Source organism: Trinickia soli (genome assembly GCF_002879855.1).
In the GTDB taxonomy this organism is placed as follows: Bacteria; Pseudomonadota; Gammaproteobacteria; order Burkholderiales; family Burkholderiaceae; genus Trinickia; species Trinickia soli.
Genome location: NZ_PNYB01000003.1, coordinates 260469 through 281437, shown reverse-complemented (window position 1 = coordinate 281437; position 20969 = coordinate 260469). Strand labels below are relative to the sequence as shown.

The following is a 20969-nucleotide window of genomic DNA, read 5'->3' as shown; positions in this document are numbered from 1 at the left end:
GGGCGTCTGTCCTGCTCGGACCGACCTGAAGCCGACCTGAAGCCGACCTCCGACCGACGTCAGACCGACCTCAGACCGATTTCACATCGACACGCCTTGCATGCGATGGGCGAAGCGCGCCCGTTCGGCGCGGTCCATCAAGGCGAGAAACTGGTCCGAACTCATATGCACCAGTTCTTCGTGATCGCCGGCTTCGAAGTAGATATCGGGTTGCTGCGCGAGGCTTTCGTCGAGGAAAGTCATCATGCCGTACTCGGTGCAGACGGGCGGCAGCGCGCCGGGCTCGCAATCCTTGAATAGCTCGCGCATGTCCGTTTCACTGGCCAGCGTCAGGTGGCGCCCGGTCATTTCCCAGATTTCCGAGAGGCGGACCGCGTGAGTCGACGGCAGCACGGCCGCGACGTAGCCTTGTTCGTCTTCGAGCAATACCGTTTTCGCCAAACGATCGCCGGGCACGTGTGCCGCCGCGGCCGTTTCGATGCTCGAGTGGCTGTAGGGATGGTGGATGACTTCGTATTGGCAGCCTTTGCCTTGCAGGCAGGCTTCCAGCGTGGGACTCATCGACATGGCGGACCTCCGTAGGAGGAAAGAGCGGGCGGCCGTGCCCGGCAAGCGCGAGGGCGGCGTTCTCGTAGCATAGGCCGTTTGCGAGCGGACGCCAGTGATATGTGACATCGACGCCGATAGCCGTTCCGTCGCTTAAAAAAATAATTGAAGCAATGCGACGGATGACGTCTGCATGCGCCGTTAAAGCACCATCGCGACGCCACATCGACAGAGGGAGCGAGACCAGCATGACCGATTCACCGCATTTGACCGAAGCGGCCATCGCGCTGAACCGTTTCGGGCTCGGCGCCCGCGACGACGAGCCGCCGCCCGCCGATCCGAAAGCATGGCTGCTTGCGCAATTCGATCGATACGATCCGAGCCCGCCCGCCTGGGCGCAGTTGCCCAATGCGCAGACGCTCGAACAGTCGCTGGCCGCCGCGCGACAACAGGCGGTCAGCGGCGCCGGCGAAGCAAGCAAAGTCGCCGCGCGGCAAATGGTCCGCACGGAAGTGCGCGATGCCTACCGCGACGCCGTCGATGCGCGCGTGCAAAGCGCGCTGACAACGGGTGCGCCGTTTATCGAGCGGCTCGTGCATTTTTGGAGCAACCACTTCGCGATTTCGACGGAGAAGCCGCAGGTCGCGGCCCTGGCCGGTGCGTTCGAGGCCGAAGCGATCCGACCGCACGTGTTGGGCCGCTTCGACGACATGCTGCTCGCCGTCGAACGGCATCCCGCGATGCAGATATTTCTCGACCAGGTGCGCTCGGTCGGGCCCGATAGCATGGCGGCCCTGCGTGCCGATGCGCGCGCGCTTCGGTCTCCCGCCGGGCCGGTTCAAGGGCAGCAGCAGCCCCCTCGCAGGGCAGCGAAGCTGGGGCTCAACGAGAACCTTGCCCGCGAAATCATGGAGCTTCATACGCTCGGCGTGCGCACCGGCTATACCCAAGGCGACGTCACGGAATTCGCGCGCGCCCTGACGGGCTGGAGCATCGTCGGGCCGAAGGCAGCCGACGGGACGCCCGGCACCTTTGTGTTCCGCCCCCGGCTGCACGAGCCCGGCGAGCGAACCATCATGGGCCGCCGCTACGATCAGAGCGACGAGGCGCAAGCGCTCGCCGTCCTGCACGATCTCGCGGCCGCACCCGCCACCGCGCGGCACGTGGCGACGAAGCTCGCCCGGCACTTCGCGGGCGACGATCCGAGCGCAGCGCTCGTCGCTCGATTGGCGCATGCGTTCCAATCGAGCGGTGGAGATCTACCGACCGTCTATCGCGCGCTCGTCGCTTCGAACGACGCATGGACGCACACCCCGGTCAAATTTAAAACGCCCTGGGAGTGGACGATTTCGACGCTGCGCGGGCTCGGCGCGCGCGAACTCGACGGCGTCAAAGCGGCGCCGCTGCTGACGCAGCTCGGACAACCGGTCTGGCGGCCCGGTTCGCCGGCCGGCTACGACGATGTCGCTGCAAGCTGGGCCGCGCCCGATGCGCTCGTGAGGCGCGTCGAGCTCGCACAGCGGATCGCTGCGCGCGTCGGCGATCGTGTCGATGCCCGCACGCTCGGGCCGGTCCTGACGGCCGGTTCGCTCAGTCCCGCGACGGCCCTCGCGGTGTCGCGCGCCGAGAGCGCGCCCACGGCGCTCGCGCTGCTGCTCGTTTCGCCCGACTTCCAAAGGAGATGAGCATGACGTCTCGCCGCAATTTCCTACGCATCACGGCCGCTGGCGCCGGTGCGATGCTCGTGGCCCCGCAGATGGTGCTTGCGAGCGTGCAATCCGATCGCCGTTTCGTGTTCATCATCCAACGCGGCGCGGCGGACGGCCTGCATATCGTCGTGCCGTATGCCGAGCCGGCCTACGCGACGCTGCGCGGCCCGATCGCCGTGGACGTGTCGGCCGGCGCGACCGGACCGGCTGCGACGCGACTCGACGGCACCTTCGCGCTGCATCCGTCGTTGCAGCGAACGGCCCGGCTCTACGCGCAGCGCCAGGCGTTGTTCGTGCATGCCGTGGCCACGCCATACCGTGATCGCTCGCACTTCGACGGCCAAAACGTGCTCGAAACGGGCAGCAATGCCCCTTACAGCGTGCGCGACGGCTGGCTCAATCGCCTGGTCGCGCTGGTAGGGCCGAGCCGTGCGCAGGCGATCGCGTTCGCGCCGACGGTGCCCGCGGCGCTGCGCGGCAAGGTCGACGTTGCCTCGTACGCGCCGTCTGGTCTGCCAAGCGCGCCCGACGACCTGCTGCTGCGCGTCGGCGCCCTGTATGAAAACGACGCGCAACTGGGGCCGCTCTGGCGCTCGGCGATGTCCGCGCACGATATGGCCGGCGGCACGCGCGCACACGGCGACGCCGCAGGTCTGGGCAAAGTCGCCGCGAGTTTTTTGGCGCGCGACGACGGGCCCCGCATCGCCATGATCGAAACGGGCGGTTGGGACACGCATAGCGGGCAGACCGCGCGCCTTGCGGCGCAGCTCAAGGCGCTCGATGCGATGGTGGGCGCGCTGCACGACGGCCTCGGCCCCGTATGGGCGAAGACGACGGTCGTCGTCGCTACCGAGTTCGGCCGCACGGCCGCCGTCAACGGCACGGGCGGCACCGATCACGGCACCGCGTCGGCGGCGATGCTGCTCGGCGGCGGCGTGCGCGGCGGCCGCGTATTGGCCGATTGGCCGGGGCTGCGCCCGGCGGATCTCTACGAGGGACGAGACCTGCAGCCGACCACGTCGCTCGACGCCCTGCTCGCCGGGGCGGCGAGCGAGACCTTCGGCCTCGATCCGCAGCGCACGGGTGCATCGCTCTTTCCGCAGACGCGGCAGACGAAACCGCTGACAGGGCTCGTCACCGTGTGACCGAAGACGAGGGAGGATTGGGTGCGCGGGCACTGGGCGCCTGACTGATCGACCGCAGACGCGATTCCGGCTGCGCCGCATCGGGGCTTACGCCCCGTAGTTGCGCAGCCGTTCCAGGTCCACCACGGTCACGCCGCCGTATTCGAGCCTGACGACGCCATCTTTCTGCAGCGCTTTGAGCGCTTGATTGGCCACCTGCCGTGTGATCCCCGACAGCAAGCCCAGTTCTTCCTGCGTGATTTCCAGATGATCGCCGCCGCCGGGGTAGAGCACCGGATTGAACAGCGATGCGATGCAACGCGCGAGACGCGGTGTCGCATCGAGCATGCGGTCGTATTCGAGCAATGCCATGAAATGGCCCAGCCGCTCGTTCAGTTGACGCACGAGAAAGCGGTTGAAGACGACACTGTGCTCGACGAGCCACATGAACGTCGCCCGGTCCATGAACGCCATGCGCGTGTTGCGCAGCGCAACGATGTCGTAGCGGCGCGGCTCGTTCTTCAGTACGGTGCCTTCGCCGAACCAGCCACCCGCCGGCACCCCCGTAAATGTGACGCTGCGGCCTTCGGAGGAGACGGCGCCCACTTTGACGAGACCCGAGACGACGCCGGTCCAGCTTTCGAGCGTCGTATTCTTCGGACAGATGCAGGCGCCGCGCGCGAACGTTCTTTCGACGATACCGGCGCACGCACGCTCGGCTTCGTCATCGGGCAAATCGAGCGACCAGGCGGCGATATGCGCGAGCCGCGCGCGGCCGATGCCCGGTCCGCCCGGATCGGGGTCGCTGCGCGGCAAGGTCAGGCTCATGCGCTCGGGGCAGGCGCGGCCGCCGCTGGGGTAGGCTTGTTCGCAGCAGCATCGCTTGTATTGCGCTGAATGCCGATCGGCAGTTGGCTCACGCGCTTCACCTCCGCCGAATCGAGCCAGTCGCGCGAAGCCACGCAGTCGACGAACATATCGGTCGCATCTTCTCCCCAGAACAATTCGCCGTCGAGCACGAACGTCGGTGCGCCGAACACGTCGAGTGCGAGCGCGCGGTCGGTGTTGCGTCTGAGTTCATCCTTGACCGCTGCCGTTTCCACGGCTTCGACGCCTTGCGGATAGCCCATGGCTTCGCACAGCGAAGCAAACCCTTCAGGCGAGGAAACGTCACGGCCGTCGCGCCAGATGTAGCGGAAGATGCGCTGGATGACTTCGAGCGAACCGCCCATGGCGATGGCGAGCCGCAACGTCTTGATCGGATTGAACGGGTGCGCGGGCGGCATGGTGTAGGCGATGCCGAGCTTTTGCGCTCGATAAAGTGCATGCCGATAGGTGAAAACGCGTTTGGCCGCGATTTCGGCCGGGCCGCGTTGCCCCACATGGGCGAGGATCGCGCCGAGCACCATCGGCCGCGGCTCGACGGTCAGCGTGGCGGGCAGCTTGTGGAACTGCTCGAGTTGCAGATAAGCGAACGGCGAGACGAAATCGAAGAACCATTCGGCCGAGCGGCCGGCGGCGGAACTGGACATCGTTGGCATTCTCCCGAGGTTGGATGTCGAATCGGCGACGGCGACGGCGACGGCGACGGCGACGGCGACGGCGACGGCGACTCGTGGCGCCGGTGTAGCCCGACCGCGCCTCAGCGCGTGATGGGATTCGCCGGCGGGCCGCCCGCTCAGCGCGCAACCTGCTCGAAAGCGGGCGAGAGCGAGAACGGCGCTGCGGTCATGGCGCGCACGTCGTCGAGTGTCGCATGCGAAATGATTTCGCGCAGCAGCAAGCCCTGTTCGGCCACGTCGAAGACGGCGTGTTCGGTGACGATCACCTTGACGCAGGCGCGTCCCGTCAGCGGCAGCGTGCAGCGCGGCAGGATCTTGGAGCGGCCGTGCTTGTCCGTATGCGCGAGCGCCGCAATGACTTTCGGCGTGCCGTAGCACAGGTCCATCGCTCCGCCGATGCCGGGCCACCACTTGCCGTCGCGGCGGCATGCCCAGTTGGCCAGATTCCCGAGTGCGTCGACTTGCAGCGCGCCCAGTATCGTCACATCCAGATAACCGTTGCGCATTGCGCCGAGCGAAGTGGCCAGATCCATCAGCGCGGCGCCGGGCGGCAGCGTGATCGGCTCGGTGCCGGCGTTCGTGCAGTCGCTGTCGAGGGCCGCGAGCGAAGGCCGTCCGCCGAACCCGAACGCGCCGTTTTCAGTATGAAAGATGATGCCGGCGTCGGCATCCAGGTAGTTCGCTGTCAGGGTCGGGATGCCAAGGCCGAGATTGACGACTTCTCCGGCGATGAACTCCTGTGCGCACCGTGCGGCGATGCGTTGCTTGGGATCGGTCGGGTAGGTGCGGGTCAGCATCGTGGTCTCCTCGCGGATGGATCGGTCGGTCATCGTTCATTGCCGGGGCGCTTGTCGTTCGGCAGTCGTTCGAACGGCGCCCGGCCCTCAGGCGCTCGCGGCGGTGTCTTGCGGCAGACGGCCCAGCTTCGCCCATTGAGCCTTGTAAAGGGCATGCTGGGCTTCGAGCGTGAGCCCCTGCACGACGGCGTCTATGAATACGCCGGGGCAGCCGACGCGCTCGGGCGCGATCGCGCCGACTTCGACGATCTCGTTCACTTCGACCACCGTGTAGCGCCCGGCCATGGCGATCTCGCGCTGATTCTGCAGCGACGTGCCGCGAAACTCGACGTTCCCGAACATATCGGCGCGCCAGCCCTTGATGATCGAGACGTCGGCCGTCAGGGGCCGTTCGACGAAGAACTCGCGACCGTCGAGCGCGAGCTTTTCCTTCGGCTGGGCGCGCGCGGGGAACATGCCCGGCTGATCGAGGATGCCGATCCCGACCGGCACGAGCACGGCGCCCAGGCCCATCGCGCCCGCGCGTACTTTTTCGGCCCAGGTTCCCATGGGGAAGAACTCGGTGACGCGGACGGCGTCGGTCAAATAGGCCGACGTCGACTCGTCGGTCGTCCCGACATGCGTGCCGATAAATTCCGCCAATTGCCCCGATGCGAAAAGCTGCGCCTTCAGGAAGCCGCCCCGCAAGCCCGGGGTATTCGCGATCAGCGTCAGGTCGCGGATGTCGCTGGTGAGCAGCGCTTCGATGCAGCAGGCTGCTTCCCCCGCGCCGACGAACTCGCCGAGCATGAGACGCATGCCCGAACGCAGCGGCGCGAGTGCTGCCTCGATCGATTTGACTTTGTTTGCGTATCGCATCTGTCTCCCCACTGTTCATGCAAAACGACCCGTCCCTGCCCATGCGGGGCGGCCGCGCTTCGCTTCGCCCGCTTTCGTGTCACCTGCTGCGCCGCAGTGTAGGAGCGGGCGCGATTCGAAGTTGTCTTCCAGATGACAGTTGCCGGCGGGCGGTGGGCAACGGATGCCGGGAACGCCGCGTGCTTGCCCCATGCTCGTTCCTTTGTCCCCGTTTACTGACGCCATCGCGTAGGGAGGCCGTTACGATGTCCCGCTGTATCTGTTTCCTCGCCGCGAGGCCCTGGGCCCGCGAAATCGTCACAGCCTGCGCCTGCAAGAGCAGGGCGGCGTTCCGATCGGTGCGCGAAGCGATATGACGATCGGTTGTCCCGAATGCGGCGCATTGGCGCACACGTCCGCGCTGGCGGGACGCACGCTCGCCCGCTGCCGCGTCTGCCACTACCCGCTCGAACGCGCGAGCGGCCGCTCGGTCGCTGCCGCGCTCGCCTGCTCGCTGACCACTTTCGTCCTGCTGCTGCCGGGGAATCTGTCGCCGCTGATGACGGTCCACCTGTTGGGCTCGGAGCGCTCGGCGGTGCTCGCATCGGGCATCGTGTTGATGTGGCGGGAAGGCTTCGAATTGCTGGCCCTGGTGCTCGGTCTGACCGGCATCGTGCTCCCGCTCGTTCGCTTCAGCGCGTTATCGGCCGTGCTGGCCTCGGTGCTGATGGGCTGGCGGCCGCGTTGGCTCGGCCCCTGTTATCGCTGGACCCTGTGGCTCGATGCCTGGGCCATGCCCGATGTCTTTCTGCTCGGCTGCTTCGTCGGCTATACGCGTGTGATGCAAAACCTGACGGGGTCGATCGACGCGGGCGGCTACTGCTTCGTCGCCGCGGCGTTCATGTCGATGGTCACGCGTGCGACGCTCGATCGCCGCACGGTCTGGCGTGCAATCGCGCCCGAGCGCCATGTCGCGCCCGGCGAACGCGTGCTTTCGTGTACGGCGTGCGATCTGGTCGCGCCGATCGAGGATGCGGGGCGCCCATGCCCACGCTGCGGGTTGAAGCTTCGCAAGCGCAAGCGCGCGGCGATTTCGCGCGCCGCCGCGTTGAGCCTGGCCGCATTCGTGCTGGCTTTCCCCGCCAATCTGTATCCCATGACGCGCTCGCTCGAGATGGGGCATGAAGTCCGGCACCGGATCATCGACGGCGTCACCGAGCTTTTCAAGGCCGGTTTGTGGCCGCTCGGCATCCTGATCGTTTGCACGAGCATCGCCATTCCTTTTGCGAAATTGTTCGGCATGGCATGGTTCATCGTCTCGTCGCTGCGAGGATCGAAGCGGCATTTGCGCACGAAGACGTTCCTGCACCGGCTCATCGACGAACTGGGGCGGTGGTCGAATGTCGACGTTTTTACGATCGCCGCATTCGCGCCGCTGATCCAGTTCGGCGGCTTGGCCAGTTCGCGGCCGGCCGACGGCGCGACCGCATTCGCGCTCGTCGTCGTCTTGACGATGGCGGCGTCGCGCGCCTTCGATCCGCGGCTGATGTGGGACGCCGCGCAAGCGAGGCGCACATGAGCGAGCAAAGCGAAATGCGCACCGAGGCGGCCGACTTGCGGCGCACGCGCTGGCCCGGCTGGATCTGGTCCGTGCCGATCGCGGCCTGCGGTGTCGCGCTGTGGCTGGGCATCCGCGCGCTGGTCCATGGCGGCGAGACCGTGACGCTCGTGTTCGACGATGCTTACGGCATGACGGTCGACGACACCTCCGTCACGCTGCACGGCGTGAAAGTGGGCGAAGTCAGGGACGTCTCGCTCGATGACGATGGCCGCCATGTGGACGTCAAAGCCGAAATCGACCGCAGCGCCAAGCGATATCTGCGCGCAGGCACCCGCTTCTGGGTCAAGGGCGCGCATGTGGACTTGAGCGATCTATCCACGGCGAAGGCGATGCTCGGCGGGCCGGAGATCGTGATGGTGCCGGGGGGCGGGCCGGCTACGCGACGGTTCGTCGGCGGGGAACGATCGTATGCGCCGGGTGGGCCGGTCGTGAAGTACGTGATCCGCTTTCCGGGCGCCGTCGGGCAACTCGACGAAGGTGCGCAAGTGCAGTTGCGCGGCTTTCATGTCGGCGAGGTCGTCCATGTCGGGCTCCGCTACGACGCGGCCACGGGCACGCTCGATACGCCGGTCGAAATCGCGCTCGATTCGTCGAAGCTCGGTTTGCCCGACACGGCCAAACCGGCGAATGGCGACTGGCGTCCCGTCGTCGACGACATGTTGCGGCGCCTGATCGCATCGGGCTTGCGCGCGCGGGTTTCGCAGGACCCGCCGCTGATCGGCGCGCGCGAGGTGATGCTCGATTTCGTGCCGGGTGCGCCGAGCGCCGCATTGGCGACGCGAGCGGACGAGACCGACATCCCGGCCGCCTCGTCGGGCGATGTCGACGCGATCATGGCGAAAACCGATCAGGTCATGTCGAAGGTCGATCGCGTCATGACGAAGATCGACGCCTTGCCGATCGAGCAAACGGGCGACGATATCCGCCGCATCACAGCGCACATTCGCACCCTGTCCTCGTCGCCGAAAATCGCCGATAGCCTCGACCATCTTGACCGATCGATCGCCCAGATCGACCGCACGTTGCGGGAGGTCTCGCCGCAAGTCGGGCCGCTCGTCACGCAGTTGCGTCAAACGGCGCGCGAGGCCGACAGCGCCGTGGCCGCCGCCAATCGTACGATCGGCGGCGATCCGATGAATCAGAACGACTTGCCGGACACGCTGCGCGAACTCACCGACATGGCGCGAACGGTGCGCGCGCTGGCCGACTACCTCGATCGGCACCCCGAAGCGCTGGTGCGCGGCAAGCAAGGGAGCGGGCAATGAAATCGAGATCGATGTGGTGGTGGCCGGCTGCGTTGGCGTTGGCCGCGTGCGGGCACAGCCCGCCGACCCGCTACTTTTCGCTTGACGCCGTGCCGCCGCGTGCACCGCTCGAAACCACGGGTGCGATCGGGTCGCCCGAGGGGCCGAGGGTCCAGCTTGGCGCCGTGCGCGTGCCGGCGTCGCTCGATCGGCCCGAGGTGGTCGCCCAGGACGCGACGCATACGCTCTCGGTGCGTGACGGCGACCATTGGGGCGCGCCTTTGGCGCAGATGATGCGACGCACGTTGGCTCAGGATCTGCTTGCGCGCCTGCCGGCCGGCACGTTCGTGCTGCCCGATGCACCGGCGCCCGACGGAACGCGGGGCATCGTCGTGACGGTGCTCGATCTGCGCGCGAATACGAAGGCGTCCAACGGGTCGAACATGCCGAACGGTTCGAAGGGGCAACTGGTCCTCGAAGGAAGCTGGACCCTGACATCGGGCCAGCCGGCCAAAGCTCTTCTGACCGAGAACGTCGTGCTCAGCGAGCCGATGTCGTCGGCGGATTCGGGCGCGATCGCCGATGCGATGAGCCGCGTACTGGGGCAGTTGGCCGACCACATCGCGGCTTCGCTCGCGGCGCAGCGCTGATCGTTTCCCCCGCAAAAAGTACCCGACCGCGCGCCGCTCAACGACGCGTCACTGCAATGCCCCGGCTTGCGCGCGATCCAGGCGGTTGTTCAGCGCGGTCTGCAATTGCGCGAGCACGGCCGGCTCCGCGTCGCTGACTGCCCACCAGATCATGCCGCGCGCGCGCCAACTGGCCAGCGCATAGCCGTCGCTCGTGAGGGCGGTCGGCGCGCGGGCGCCGGAGCCGGTTGCGGGCATGACGTAGACGTCGATGATGTGCTTGCGGTAGCGATAGACGAGCACGGCGACGCGACGATGGTCGACATAGTCGAGCCGGCCGCCCGCCAGCGCGAAGCCGTCTTCGGCGAGATCTTCGACGGGAGGCGCGTAGTCGAGGCGGCCGTTGAACCAGGGTTTGACCGTGTGCTGATCGGACGAGACCACGTCGATATCGTGTCCTGACAGTTGGGCGCGGACGTGGCTGGCGACGAGGTCGTCGACGAGCGGCGAGCCGGCCGGGCTTGGCCGGTGCGAGACGAGCACGAGGCTTGCAGCCAGCGCGATCGCGGCAACGGCGATTGCGGCCGGCCAGCCGAGCACGCTGCTCGGACGTTGGGACGAAGTGCGCGCGCCGCGCGAGGCCGGCCATGCGCTCCATACCCAGCCGAAACGGCCCCGACCGGGCTTCTTCGCGTGCGTTTCTCCCATTGCTGAATCGACGATGTCCGAGGGCGGCGAGGCCGGTGCTTCGACGGCATTCGTCGATTCGCGCTGGTCGCGCTGGTTGTGCTGGTTGTGCTGGTTGTGCCGATCGCGATGCGTCGGCGCTTCGACGGCGGACAGTGCCGCAGTGAGACGGGCGCGCAGCGCGTCTGGCGCATGGAAGTACTGCGCCGCGCGCGTGGTCTCGCTGAGAGCGCGCAGCGCCTGCGCCTCGCGTCGGCATTCGGCGCAGGCGGCCAGATGCTGCTCGACGCGTTGGGCGTCGGCCGCCGAGAGCTCGCGGTCCGTTGCAGCGTCGAGCAGCGGGCGGGCTTCATTGCAATCCATCGGGGCCCTCCTTGGCGATCGTTTCCGCGCCCGCACGCATGTCGCCGACGAGCGGTGCAAGCAACGCGGCGAGCTTGCGCCGGCCGCGCGCGAGACGCGACATCACCGTGCCCACCGGCAGGTCCGCGATGACGGCGATGTCGCGATAACTCATGTCCTCGAGTTCGCGCAAAATCAGGACCTCGCGAAACTCCACCGGCAAACTCGCCAGGGCTTCGCGCACGAGCCGCGCATGTTCCCCTTGCAGCAGCAACGTTTGCGGGTCGGCGAGCGTCTCGCAGATCGGCTCGAACACGCTCATCTGATCGAGCGCGTCGTCGAACGGTGCCACTTCACGCGCGTTCGTTCGCCGCTCCCACTCGGTGTACCAGGTACGGCGCACGATCGCGAGCAGCCAGGGCCGCGCGTTCTCGCCGCGGAACGTATCGAAGAAGCGCAGCGCGCGCATGAACGCTTCCTGCACGATATCTTCGGCGTCGCCTGGGTTGCCGCTGAGCCAACGCGCGAGATTGTAGGCGGCGTCCAGGTGCGGCAGCGCCACCTGCGCGAAGCGGCGACTGCGCTCGGCGTCGCCGGACTCGGCGCCGGCAACGTCAGCGCCCGCCTCTTCGCTTTGCGAGGGGCGCTTGCTGAACGCATCGTTCGCTTGCTTGTCGGTTTCGGCCACCGGGAGCGCCTCCTTGGTTGACCGTTGCGATACCGGAGATGCGTCGAGTTTATTCCCATGCGGCTCGACTGCGGTGACAGTGCGCACCACAGTGAACCGCGTGCCCTGGCGTCGCGCGGCGCCTGCGTACTTTTCGAACATGGCGGTCTCATTGCGCATCGCTCGGTGCTCAACGCACGACGATCTTACCGACCATCATCGGATGGATGCCGCAGAAATAGGCGTAGGTGCCAGGCTGCTCGAGTACGGTCGCGAACGAATCGTCGGTATCGAGCGCCCGAGACGCCTGGAATGCGCCGGCCGCGCTGACGATCGTGTGAGGCTCATCGTCGCGGTTGGTCCAGACGATGCGGGCGCCCTTCGGCACCGTGAGTGGGTTCGGCGAGAAGGCGAAGTTGTGAATTTCGATGCGGTAGGACGGGCCGGCCTGTGCGGAATCGGCGGCCGTGTGGGCCATGTCGGCGGTGGAGGCAGCCGCATGCCGGACAGCGTTCGACGCAGCGTAGCCGCCGCGTGCCCGCGATCAGCAGCAGCGGCGTCACGGACAGCGCGGAAAGCAGCGTGCGGCGGGCAGGGGTGAAGGGTTTCATGACAACGCCTCGTCGGTCAGCGCGAGCGTGCGACCCGCGTGTACGTGCCGGACTTCACGCACGCCGAGATAACTGGCGAGCTGGCCGGGCGCGATCTCCTTGAGCGGGCCGGGCCCCGGACCGACGCCGGGCGCGGGCTGCGGATAAGCGGTCGAGCGCGCCGTATAGAACGTGATTTGCCCTTCGACCTGTTGCTGGATCTGATGGATGTGTCCGTTGAGCACCGTGACCGAGCCGAACCGGCGCAACATCGAAAGCGCTTCGCCGGCGTCGTCGGTGCCCCAACCCCAGGCCGGATAGAGCTGCCACATCGGCATGTGGGCGAAGACCACGACGGGCGTCTCGGACGAGCGCGCCGCCAGATCCTGCTTGAGCCATGCCAGTTGATCGGGGCCGAGCCAACCGAGCCCGCCGGCTTTCAGATTGAGCACGTTGACGAGCCCGACGAAGTGGACGCCGTGGTGATCGAAGCTGTACCAGCCGCCTTCCGTTTGCCGTTCGCCGAAACGATGGAAGAACTCGCGACCGTTATCGCCGATCACGTCGTGCTCGCCCGGCACGAAAAACGCACGCTTCGTTCGCGAGGTGCGCATCAACTGATCGACCGTGTCGAACTCGTCGGGGCGGGACAGGTGCGTGAGGTCGCCGGTATGAATGATGAAATCGGGCTGGATGTGTTGGGCGTCGATGCGTGCGAGCGACGCTCGCAAAGTGCCGGTCACATCGGGGTTCGGCGCTTTGGTAAAGCCGATGTGCGAATCGCTGATCTGCACGAAGCTGAACGTGGCGTCCTTCAGCGCGTCCGCTGCCGCGCCGGCATCGCTTTCGCCTCCGAGCATGCGCGCCTGCAGCACACCGGCATGCATCGTCCAAAGCGTGCCGGCGCCGGCCCACGCCATGCATTTGAGAAAACGGCGGCGGTCCGTGGATGCGTGGTCGCCAGGGGCGTCATCGTGGTCCATCTTGCTCTCCTCGAAAACGAAAGGGGTACACCGTGCGTGAGCCGGCGAAGGGCGCTGTGCGCGATGTCGGCAACGGCCATCATGGTGACCGTCACCCGCTGCGCAGCCCTCGATATGCGTTACCGGGGGAGAGTCGAAAATATTCCTTGGGAGAACTTGCGGGCAGCCGACGCCGGCCGCCGGGGCATTGCCTTGAGCGCCGATCCGCTACTTCGCGTGGGTGGCGCTGGCGGGCGGCTGCCGTGAAATCGGATCATGCGGCGATGGCCGGGGCCGTTTGATCGGCATGTTGTCGGGGTTGTGCGCGCTGACACCGCTGGCGGGCGACTGCGGCGGCTGCACCATGGAAGCGCCCACTTCCTTCGTCGCGCGTTGCGCCCAGGCGTCGGCCGCAGGTCCCGCGCAGGCGCAGAAAAGCGCCGCGACCATGGCGGCGCGCACCAACTGTCGAGCGATCGAATCCATCGAATCTATCGAGTCCATCGGCTACTCCTTCGCGGCCGTTGCGCCGCATCGTGTCTCTCCGTTTGAGCAGCAATCGAAAGGCCCGCGCTCGATCCGGGAGCCGACGATCGAGCGCACGGCCATCGCATTGCGCGCCCGTTGCCCTGGTGCCGCGGCAGAATGAGACGATTCGCCTATCGTCGGTCCTCGTTCCGTCCGATATTCGGCCCCCAATCGTTATTTTGTTAAAGGGAAGGGGGCCGATATGAATGACGCGCCGACCATGTTCGCCGCTGTGCGATGGCCGCGCCTGGCCGTCGGGGTGTGTCTCACGGGTGCACTCGCGCTCAGCATTCACATCGCGATGGTGCAGTGGCTGAACATAACGAATCCGACATTCGATTCGGTATTCCCTGAACTGCTCAACGCTGCCGTGATGACGTGCGCGGCAATCTGGCTGTACGGCTGCTTGCAGGCGCAGCCTGGGATTCGCTCGGGGGCCATGCGCATCTTCCTGTTGTTCGCGCTGCTGGCGTGCCTGAACGGGACCGTCAGGAATGCGTTCATGACGGGCTATTGTTCGACGACAACCCCACTACGCTGGTTCTTCGGCGCGCTCTCGGCCGTCCGGCCCGCCGCTTATTTCGCCGCGGCCGCCGCATTGACGGCCGGCGCCTGTCAGTTTCGCCCGTATTGGGCGCGGCTGGCAGCGGGCGTGGCGGTGGCGCTGATGCTGGTGTTCGTCGTCTCGCCCGGCGTGTCGATGATGGAGCGGGCCATCTACGCGCAGTTGTCGGATCTGTTGCCGAGCGCCGGATGGTGCAAGCAGCCTTATGGCGTCGACATCATGATGGCAGCCTATGCGACGACCATCGAGCCGGCGCTGGCCAGCTTCGCTTGCATCGCGCTGGTGTGGCGGCATCTGCCGGGCCGTCCGCTTGCGCAGACTGCGTTGTTCGTCGTATTGATCCTCGCGCTCAAGAAGCAGCTGCTGTCCTCGTTCCTCTATCCGTTCTTCACTGCCGGCCCGGTGCTGATGGCGCTGGCAAGCATGGGGCAGCTTACGCTTGCGGCCGGCGCGCTCGGGTTGCTGACCGCACTGTTCTGGCGCTGGGCACAGCGGCGGCCGGTAGCAGCGAACGCTTGATCCGTGCGCCGACAGGCCCGGGCAGGAACCGCGCGAGCCGCTAGGAGCGCGCGGCCGCTGCGATCGCATCGCGCACTTGCGCCCCGATTTCGAACGATCGCAGCCTTGCCGCGTGATCGTAGATCTGCGCCGTGAGGATGAGCTCGTCCGCGCCGGTTCGCGCGATGATCGATTCGAGCCCCGCGCGCACCGTTTCCGGGCTGCCGACGACGGAATGAGAAAGCGCGTGACGCACGCCCGCGAGCTCGAACTCATCGGCATCGAGCCGATCCACCGGAGGACGCAACTGCCCGGGCGTGCCGCGTCGAAGCAGAAGGAACTGCTGCTGCAGCGACGTGAAAAGACGCGCACCTTCCGCGTCCGTATCCGCAGCAAACAGGTTCACCCCGACGATCGCATAGGGTTTGTCCAGCCCAGCCGACGGTCGAAACTGCGTCCGATACACATCGAGCGCGCTGAGCAGGTCGGCCGGTGCGAAGTGCGAGGCAAATGCGAACGGCAGGCCCAGCCCGGCGGCCAATCGTGCGGAAAAGAGCGACGAGCCGAGCAGCCAGATCGGCACGTTCAGGCCCGCGCCAGGGACGGCGCGTACGCGTTGGCCGGGGACGGGCTCGGCGAAGTATCGTTGCAGCTCGAGCACGTCTTCGGGGAAGCGTTCCGCGCTGTCCTGCAGCGCATCGCGGCGCAATGCCCGCGCGGTGGTGCCATCGGTGCCGGGGGCGCGGCCGAGGCCCAGATCGATGCGGCCGGGATAGAGCGAGGCGAGCGTGCCGAACTGCTCGGCGATCACGAGCGGTGCGTGGTTCGGCAGCATGATGCCGCCCGAGCCCACGCGGATCGTGCGGGTGCCGCCCGCGATATGGCCGATGACGACGGCCGTCGCGGCGCTGGCGATGCCCGGCATGTTGTGATGCTCGGCCAGCCAGAAGCGCTTGTATCCCCAGCGCTCGGCATGCTGAGCCAAATCGAGCGAATGACGAAAAGCGTCGGCCGCCGTTTGACCCAGCGGGATGGGAGACAGATCGAGAACCGAGAAAGGGATCATCTTGTGCAAGCGCTATGGGGCGGGAGTCGGCACGATCGCGTGACGCGTTCGACGCTGCCATGCCAGATCGCGGAGAAGAAAAAGTAAGAGGGCATTGTGCCAAACGGCCGCTTTCGCCGCTGACGAGGCCTCGGAAACCCCTGCGGAAATGAGGGCTTCTGTGCCACTCCCCGGAGCGGCTTGCAAATGTTGCGAATCGTAAGAGATCGTTGCATAGCTAACGAGTATTCGGTAGAGTGCCGCCTATGTTCGATCAATGCCTTTATTTCAATACATCGGCGCTTGCGCGGCGTCTCGAGCGCGAATGGACCGAAGCCTTCGAGCCGTTCGGGGTCACGCCGCCGCAGGGCTTTATGCTGCGCGCCATTCTCGATCGTCCCGGCATGCTTCAGCGCGAGTTGTCGGAAGTGTTGTCGATTGCGCGTCCTACCGCCACGCGCGTGCTCGATGGGCTGGAGGAGCGCGGCTACATCGAGCGTCGTCGCGTCGAAGGCGACGGGCGTGAGGTGGCGATCTACCCGACTGCCCAAGCATTGGCGATCAAGCGCCCGCTCAACGAGGCCAGCGCTGCGGTCACGGCGCATTTGAAGGCGCGTATGGGCGCGGCCACGTTTGTCGATGCGGTCGCGCAGATTCGCACGGTCCGCTCGGCGCTGGAATGATGTTTGTTAGATGCAACGTAGCCTACGCGATCGTTGCATAGCTAATTATCTGAGGAAAGGAGCACACAGTATGTCGAGTACGAATTCACAAGGGAGTGAGCCGAACAGAGGCGCCTTGCAGCAGCCGGGATGGTCGACGCGGTCGGACGATCGAGCGGAGCGCCGTTCCGACGCGCAAGCCGCCGCAGGCGGCGGCCGGCTCGCGGCTTTACGGATCGGCGGGTTTTTCGTCGCGACCTGGGCCTCGGCCGCGGTACTTTACTTCGGCCGCCATAGCGTCGCTTTCATCGCATTGAGCGGCGTCGTCGCACTGGGCGGCTTCGACCTCTTTCGGCCGGACTGAAGCCCGATTCACCGTACCCGGGGATATCGAGCCGCGACTGACGCGCGATCCGCGTCGGCGGTCGATGTCCTCGCCGCTCGCCCGTCATCTTGCGCTGCGTGACTCCCGCAGCGACCCTGCGCGGCACCCGACCCCATCTCCCCGTCGCCCATCTTCCGGATCGCCTCGAGCCGCTTCCCTGGCCGGCCTTAGGGAAAGTCCCGACCGCGGGACCGTATTCGTCGCTTGACTCGTCAAGGTCCACAGATAAACAATCTGTTCACCGATAAATAAGTCGCGTGAGCGATTGGCGTCGCGAGCGAAGCCCGGCGTTGTGCCCCGTCGTACCCCCATATCCCAAGCCTTGGGCAGATCTGAGGAGACAGAGACAATGAAATCCATGAAGCAGCATTGGTCGGTTCGGCGCGTGGCGCGCCGGGGCATTTCGGCGACGACGCTCGCTGTCATCGGTCTATGCTCGGGCGTTGGCGGCTCGGCGAATGCGGCCGAAGCGGGCAAGATCGGGCTCGATCTTCCTCTTTTGACTTCACCGTTCTGGCAGTCGTACAACAATTACCTTCCGAAGTACGCGAAGGAAATGGGCCTCGATACGCTTGCGCCGGTGAACTCGAACGGCGATCCCGCCCAGCAGATCACGGACATGAACAACCTGCTGACGCAAGGTGCAAAGGGCATCGTCGTGGGTCCGCTCGATTCGGCGGCCATCAGCCGCGCACTCGCCGCATCGGCGGCGAAGCATGTGCCCGTCGTCGCGGTCGACGTGGCGCCGACGGAGGGCAAGGTGGCCATGGTCGTGCGCGCCGATAACCGCGCCTATGGTCAAAAGGCTTGCGAATACATCGGCACGCACGTGAAGGCGGGCAAGGTCGTGCAGATCATGGGCGATCTCGCGTCGGTGAACGGTCGCGACCGCTCCGAGGCGTTCCGCACCTGCCTGAAGCAATACCCCGGCCTGTCGCTGCTCGAGATTCCGGCGGCCTGGAAGGGCGATGTCGCAGCCACGGCACTCGATAGCCTTCTGACCGCCAATCCCGACGTGAAGGCGATCTACATGCAGGCGGGCGGCGTCTATCTTGCGCCGACGCTGCAAACGCTGCGCCGCAAGCAGATGTTGTTTCCGGCCGGCAACGCCAAACATATCGTGATCGTCAGCAACGACGGCATCCCGCAGGAATACGACGCAATCCGCCGCGGCGAGATCGATGCAACGGTGTCGCAACCGGCCGACCTCTACGCGAAGTACGGCCTGTACTACATCAAGGCCGCGCTGGACGGGAAGACGTTCAAGACGGGGAAGACGGATCATGACAGCAACATCATCGAACTGTCGCCGGGCGTCCTCGAAGATCAACTGCCCGCGCCGCTCGTCACGAAGTCGAATGTCGACGACAAGTCGCTCTGGGGCAACACGATCAAGTGACGATCATGAGCACGACGACGGATACGCGCAGTATTCCGGTCGCGCAAGCGTGTGGCGTCACCAAGCGGTACGGTGTGACGGCGGCGCTGAACGACGTCGGTATCTGCGTCATGCCCGGCGAGTCGCATGCGCTCGTCGGGCGCAACGGGGCCGGCAAATCGACGCTGGTGTCGATTCTGACCGGCTTGACCAAGCCCGACAGCGGCGACGTTCAGTTCGGCGGCATGCCGGCGCCGCCGCTTTCCGATCGCGATGCATGGCGCGAACGCGTCGCCTGCGTCTACCAGCATTCGACGATCATTCGCGACCTGAGCGTGGCCGAGAATCTGTTCATCAATCGGCAACCGCAACGGCGCTCAGTGATCGACTGGCGAGCGATGCGCCGCGACGCGCGTGCATTGCTCGAACACTGGAAGATCGACGTCAACGAGAATGCGCGCGCGGGCGATCTGACGGTCGAAGCGCGCCAGCTCGTCGAAATCGCGCGGGCCTTGTCGTATGGCGCGCGGTTCATCATCCTCGACGAGCCGACCGCGCAGCTCGACGGCGATGAAATCAAGCGCTTGTTTCGCCGCATTGAAGAGCTTCAACGCGAGGGCGTGACGTTCCTCTTCATTTCGCATCATCTGCAGGAAATCTATGAAGTCTGTCAGGCCGTCACGGTGTTGCGCGACGCCCGCCATATCGTCAGCGCCCCCGTTTGCGCCCTGCCGCGCGCTCAACTGATCGAGGCGATGACGGGCGAGAGCGGCGGGCTGGCCGTCGCCGATGCGGCCGCCCGCGAGCCGCTGCCGGCCGACGCCGCAACCGCGCTCGAAGTGGTCGACCTGGGCGGCGCCGATTACACGGGCGTGTCGTTCGCGGTGAAGCGCGGCGAGGTTGTCGGGCTGACCGGCGCGACGAGCAGCGGGCGCACGAGCGTTGCCGAGGCGATCGCGGGCTTGCGCGCCCACGAGCGCGGCGACATTCGCGTAGGGGCAGCTTCGCTGCCGCGTGGCGATGTCTGCGCGGCACTCGGGTACGGCATCGGCTGCGTACCGAAAGACCGCCATCACGAAGGCCTCGTGCTGACGCAATCGGTCGCCGAAAACGCATCGATGACGATCATGCGCGCGCTCGGCAGGTTCGGTATCGCATCGCCGGCCAGGAAGAACGCGTTCGGCGCGAAGATGATCGATGCGCTCGATATCAAGGCAGCACAAGGGCCGATGCATGTCGTATCGGGCCTGTCCGGCGGCAATCAGCAGAAGGTCGTGATGGCGCGCGCGCTCGCCACGGACCCGAAGGTGCTCGTGCTGATCGATCCGACGGCCGGCGTCGATGTGAAATCGAAACAAGCGCTGCTTTCGGTGGTCGACGGCGTACGTGAAGAAGGCAAGGCCGTGCTTGTCGCATCGAGCGAGCTTGACGATCTGCGTACGTGCGACCGCGTGCTCGTGATGTTTCGCGGCCACGTCGAAGCCGAATTCCGAGCCGGTTGGCAGGACCATGAACTGATCGCCGCCATGGAAGGAGTGAATTCCGATGAAAAGTAATGTCCCCGGTTCCGCCATCGCCGGTACCGCGGCGGTTGCGCCGACGCGTCCGCTGGCCCTGCGCGTCGATGTTGCACGTCTGCGCGATCTCGCCCTGTTGCCGGCGATCGTGCTGCTCATCGTCATCGGCGCGTTCATCAATCCCAATTTTCTGACGAAAGCGAATCTCGTCAGCGTGCTCGGCGCTTCGGCCGCGCTGGCCCTGGTGGTGCTGGCCGAATCGTTGATCGTGCTGACGGGCAAGTTCGATCTCTCGCTCGAGTCGACCGTCGGCATCGCGCCTGCTATCGGCGCGATGCTCGTGATGCCGGCCGCATCGGCGGGCTTTGGTCTTCAATGGCCCGTAGCGGCCGGCTTGCTCTCGATTGTCGTCGTGGGCGCGGTGGTCGGCTTCATCAACGGCTTTCTCGTCGTGCGGCTGAGGCTCAACGCGTTCATCGTCACGCTGGCGATGTTGATCGTATTGCGCGGCATGCTGGTAGGCGCGACCAAAGGCGGCACGTTGTTCGACATGCCGCCGGCGTTCTTCGCGCTCGCGACATCGGTCGTGTTCGGGCTGCCGCTGTCGGTGTGGCTCGCGGCTGCGGCGTTCGCGATCGCGGCTTTCATGTTGCGCTATCACCGTCTCGGGCGTGCGCTCTATGCGATCGGCGGCAATCCCGAAGCGGCGCGTGCGGCCGGCATACGCGTCGAGCGCATCACCTGGGGCGTGTTCGTGCTCGGCAGCGTGCTGGCTTCGATCGGCGGACTCGTCGTGACCGGCTACGTGGGCGCGATCAACGCCAACCAGGGTAACGGCATGATCTTCACCGTGTTTGCGGCGGCGGTGATCGGCGGCATTTCGCTCGACGGCGGCAAAGGCTCCATGCCGGGCGCGCTGCTCGGCGTGCTGCTGCTTGGCATCGTGCAGAACCTGCTGACGCTCGCGCAAGTGCCGTCCTTCTGGATTCAGGCGATCTACGGCGCCATCATTCTCGGCTCGCTGATGGTGGCCCGGATCGCAAGCGGCGAGGGGCAGAACTGAGCGTGGCGAAT

General features: G+C 66.2%; 21 protein-coding genes and 1 pseudogene. 12 read left to right on the top strand and 10 right to left on the bottom strand.

Features of this window, described 5'->3' with window-relative positions; genetic code table 11:
- Nucleotides 1–81: 81 nt before the first annotated feature.
- Nucleotides 82–567, bottom strand: a complete 486-nt coding sequence (locus tag C0Z19_RS05515; RefSeq protein ID WP_102608777.1) for an aminoacyl-tRNA deacylase — start codon at nt 565–567, stop codon at nt 82–84.
- A gap of 227 nt (nt 568–794) precedes the next feature.
- Between C0Z19_RS05515 and C0Z19_RS05510 the strand changes: the two genes are divergently transcribed.
- Nucleotides 795–2231 carry a DUF1800 domain-containing protein gene (locus C0Z19_RS05510; RefSeq protein ID WP_102608776.1) on the top strand — a complete coding sequence of 479 codons (1437 nt, stop codon included), beginning with the start codon at nt 795–797 and terminating at the stop codon, nt 2229–2231.
- Nucleotides 2232–2233: 2 nt separating this feature from the next.
- A complete protein-coding gene (locus tag C0Z19_RS05505; protein ID WP_425330232.1) occupies nt 2234–3400 on the top strand; it encodes a DUF1501 domain-containing protein in 1167 nt (388 codons plus the stop codon).
- 87 nt (nt 3401–3487) lie between these two features.
- Here C0Z19_RS05505 and C0Z19_RS05500 read toward each other — a convergent pair whose 3' ends face one another.
- The 4 genes and pseudogenes from C0Z19_RS05500 to C0Z19_RS05485 all read right to left on the bottom strand — a co-directional run bounded on the left by C0Z19_RS05500 (nt 3488) and on the right by C0Z19_RS05485 (nt 6596).
- Nucleotides 3488–4207, bottom strand: a complete 720-nt coding sequence (locus C0Z19_RS05500) for a Crp/Fnr family transcriptional regulator (RefSeq protein WP_102608774.1) — start codon at nt 4205–4207, stop codon at nt 3488–3490.
- Between the two features lie 62 nt (nt 4208–4269).
- Nucleotides 4270–4911, bottom strand: a pseudogene (locus tag C0Z19_RS05495) (2-hydroxychromene-2-carboxylate isomerase); the annotation flags it as partial.
- A gap of 146 nt (nt 4912–5057) precedes the next feature.
- A complete protein-coding gene (locus tag C0Z19_RS05490) occupies nt 5058–5771 on the bottom strand; it encodes a CoA-transferase (protein ID WP_233196007.1) in 714 nt (237 codons plus the stop codon).
- A 54-nt stretch (nt 5772–5825) separates the two neighbouring features.
- On the bottom strand, nt 5826–6596 hold the full coding sequence (locus tag C0Z19_RS05485) for a CoA transferase subunit A (RefSeq protein WP_102608772.1): 771 nt from the start codon (nt 6594–6596) through the stop codon (nt 5826–5828).
- 352 nt (nt 6597–6948) lie between these two features.
- Here C0Z19_RS05485 and C0Z19_RS05480 point away from each other — a divergent pair, with 352 nt between their 5' ends.
- From C0Z19_RS05480 to C0Z19_RS05470, 3 genes are read left to right on the top strand one after another with little or no spacing between them, the layout of a single operon-like run.
- Nucleotides 6949–8154: a paraquat-inducible protein A gene (locus tag C0Z19_RS05480; protein ID WP_102608771.1), complete on the top strand. Its 1206-nt coding sequence runs from the start codon at nt 6949–6951 to the stop codon at nt 8152–8154.
- Nucleotides 8151–9461 carry an MlaD family protein gene (locus tag C0Z19_RS05475; RefSeq protein ID WP_102608853.1) on the top strand — a complete coding sequence of 437 codons (1311 nt, stop codon included), beginning with the start codon at nt 8151–8153 and terminating at the stop codon, nt 9459–9461. The genes C0Z19_RS05480 and C0Z19_RS05475 overlap by 4 nt, the downstream gene beginning before the upstream one ends.
- The gene (locus C0Z19_RS05470) at nt 9458–10090 is read left to right on the top strand and encodes a PqiC family protein (RefSeq protein WP_102608770.1); all 633 of its coding nucleotides are present in this window, start codon (nt 9458–9460) and stop codon (nt 10088–10090) included. The genes C0Z19_RS05475 and C0Z19_RS05470 overlap by 4 nt, the downstream gene beginning before the upstream one ends.
- 48 nt (nt 10091–10138) lie before the next feature.
- Here the strand turns inward: C0Z19_RS05470 and C0Z19_RS05465 are convergent, their stop codons facing one another.
- The 4 genes from C0Z19_RS05465 to C0Z19_RS05450 all read right to left on the bottom strand — a co-directional run bounded on the left by C0Z19_RS05465 (nt 10139) and on the right by C0Z19_RS05450 (nt 13338).
- The gene (locus C0Z19_RS05465) at nt 10139–11119 is read right to left on the bottom strand and encodes an anti-sigma factor family protein (RefSeq protein WP_102608769.1); all 981 of its coding nucleotides are present in this window, start codon (nt 11117–11119) and stop codon (nt 10139–10141) included.
- Entirely contained in the window at nt 11106–11927 is an 822-nt protein-coding gene (locus C0Z19_RS05460) for an RNA polymerase sigma factor (protein WP_175083923.1), read from the bottom strand. The genes C0Z19_RS05465 and C0Z19_RS05460 overlap by 14 nt, the downstream gene beginning before the upstream one ends.
- Before the next feature lie 28 nt (nt 11928–11955).
- Nucleotides 11956–12243 carry a cupredoxin domain-containing protein gene (locus C0Z19_RS05455; protein ID WP_102608768.1) on the bottom strand — a complete coding sequence of 96 codons (288 nt, stop codon included), beginning with the start codon at nt 12241–12243 and terminating at the stop codon, nt 11956–11958.
- Nucleotides 12244–12372: 129 nt separating this feature from the next.
- Nucleotides 12373–13338: a metallophosphoesterase family protein gene (locus C0Z19_RS05450; RefSeq protein WP_102608767.1), complete on the bottom strand. Its 966-nt coding sequence runs from the start codon at nt 13336–13338 to the stop codon at nt 12373–12375.
- 277 nt (nt 13339–13615) lie between these two features.
- Here C0Z19_RS05450 and C0Z19_RS05445 point away from each other — a divergent pair, with 277 nt between their 5' ends.
- On the top strand, nt 13616–13966 hold the full coding sequence (locus C0Z19_RS05445; RefSeq protein ID WP_146012001.1) for a hypothetical protein: 351 nt from the start codon (nt 13616–13618) through the stop codon (nt 13964–13966).
- 81 nt (nt 13967–14047) lie between these two features.
- A complete protein-coding gene (locus tag C0Z19_RS05440; RefSeq protein WP_102608765.1) occupies nt 14048–14929 on the top strand; it encodes a hypothetical protein in 882 nt (293 codons plus the stop codon).
- A 40-nt stretch (nt 14930–14969) separates the two neighbouring features.
- Here the strand turns inward: C0Z19_RS05440 and C0Z19_RS05435 are convergent, their stop codons facing one another.
- Complete coding sequence (locus C0Z19_RS05435; protein WP_102608764.1) at nt 14970–15974, bottom strand: LLM class flavin-dependent oxidoreductase; 1005 nt, start codon at nt 15972–15974, stop codon at nt 14970–14972.
- A 245-nt stretch (nt 15975–16219) separates the two neighbouring features.
- Between C0Z19_RS05435 and C0Z19_RS05430 the strand changes: the two genes are divergently transcribed.
- The 5 genes from C0Z19_RS05430 to C0Z19_RS05410 all read left to right on the top strand — a co-directional run bounded on the left by C0Z19_RS05430 (nt 16220) and on the right by C0Z19_RS05410 (nt 20958).
- Nucleotides 16220–16636: a MarR family winged helix-turn-helix transcriptional regulator gene (locus tag C0Z19_RS05430; RefSeq protein ID WP_102608763.1), complete on the top strand. Its 417-nt coding sequence runs from the start codon at nt 16220–16222 to the stop codon at nt 16634–16636.
- 70 nt (nt 16637–16706) lie between these two features.
- Complete coding sequence (locus C0Z19_RS05425; RefSeq protein WP_146012000.1) at nt 16707–16979, top strand: hypothetical protein; 273 nt, start codon at nt 16707–16709, stop codon at nt 16977–16979.
- Between the two features lie 370 nt (nt 16980–17349).
- Nucleotides 17350–18399: a sugar ABC transporter substrate-binding protein gene (locus C0Z19_RS05420; protein ID WP_102608761.1), complete on the top strand. Its 1050-nt coding sequence runs from the start codon at nt 17350–17352 to the stop codon at nt 18397–18399.
- A 5-nt stretch (nt 18400–18404) separates the two neighbouring features.
- A complete protein-coding gene (locus C0Z19_RS05415) occupies nt 18405–19934 on the top strand; it encodes a sugar ABC transporter ATP-binding protein (protein ID WP_102608851.1) in 1530 nt (509 codons plus the stop codon).
- A complete protein-coding gene (locus C0Z19_RS05410) occupies nt 19924–20958 on the top strand; it encodes an ABC transporter permease (RefSeq protein WP_102608760.1) in 1035 nt (344 codons plus the stop codon). The genes C0Z19_RS05415 and C0Z19_RS05410 overlap by 11 nt, the downstream gene beginning before the upstream one ends.
- Nucleotides 20959–20969: the final 11 nt, after the last annotated feature.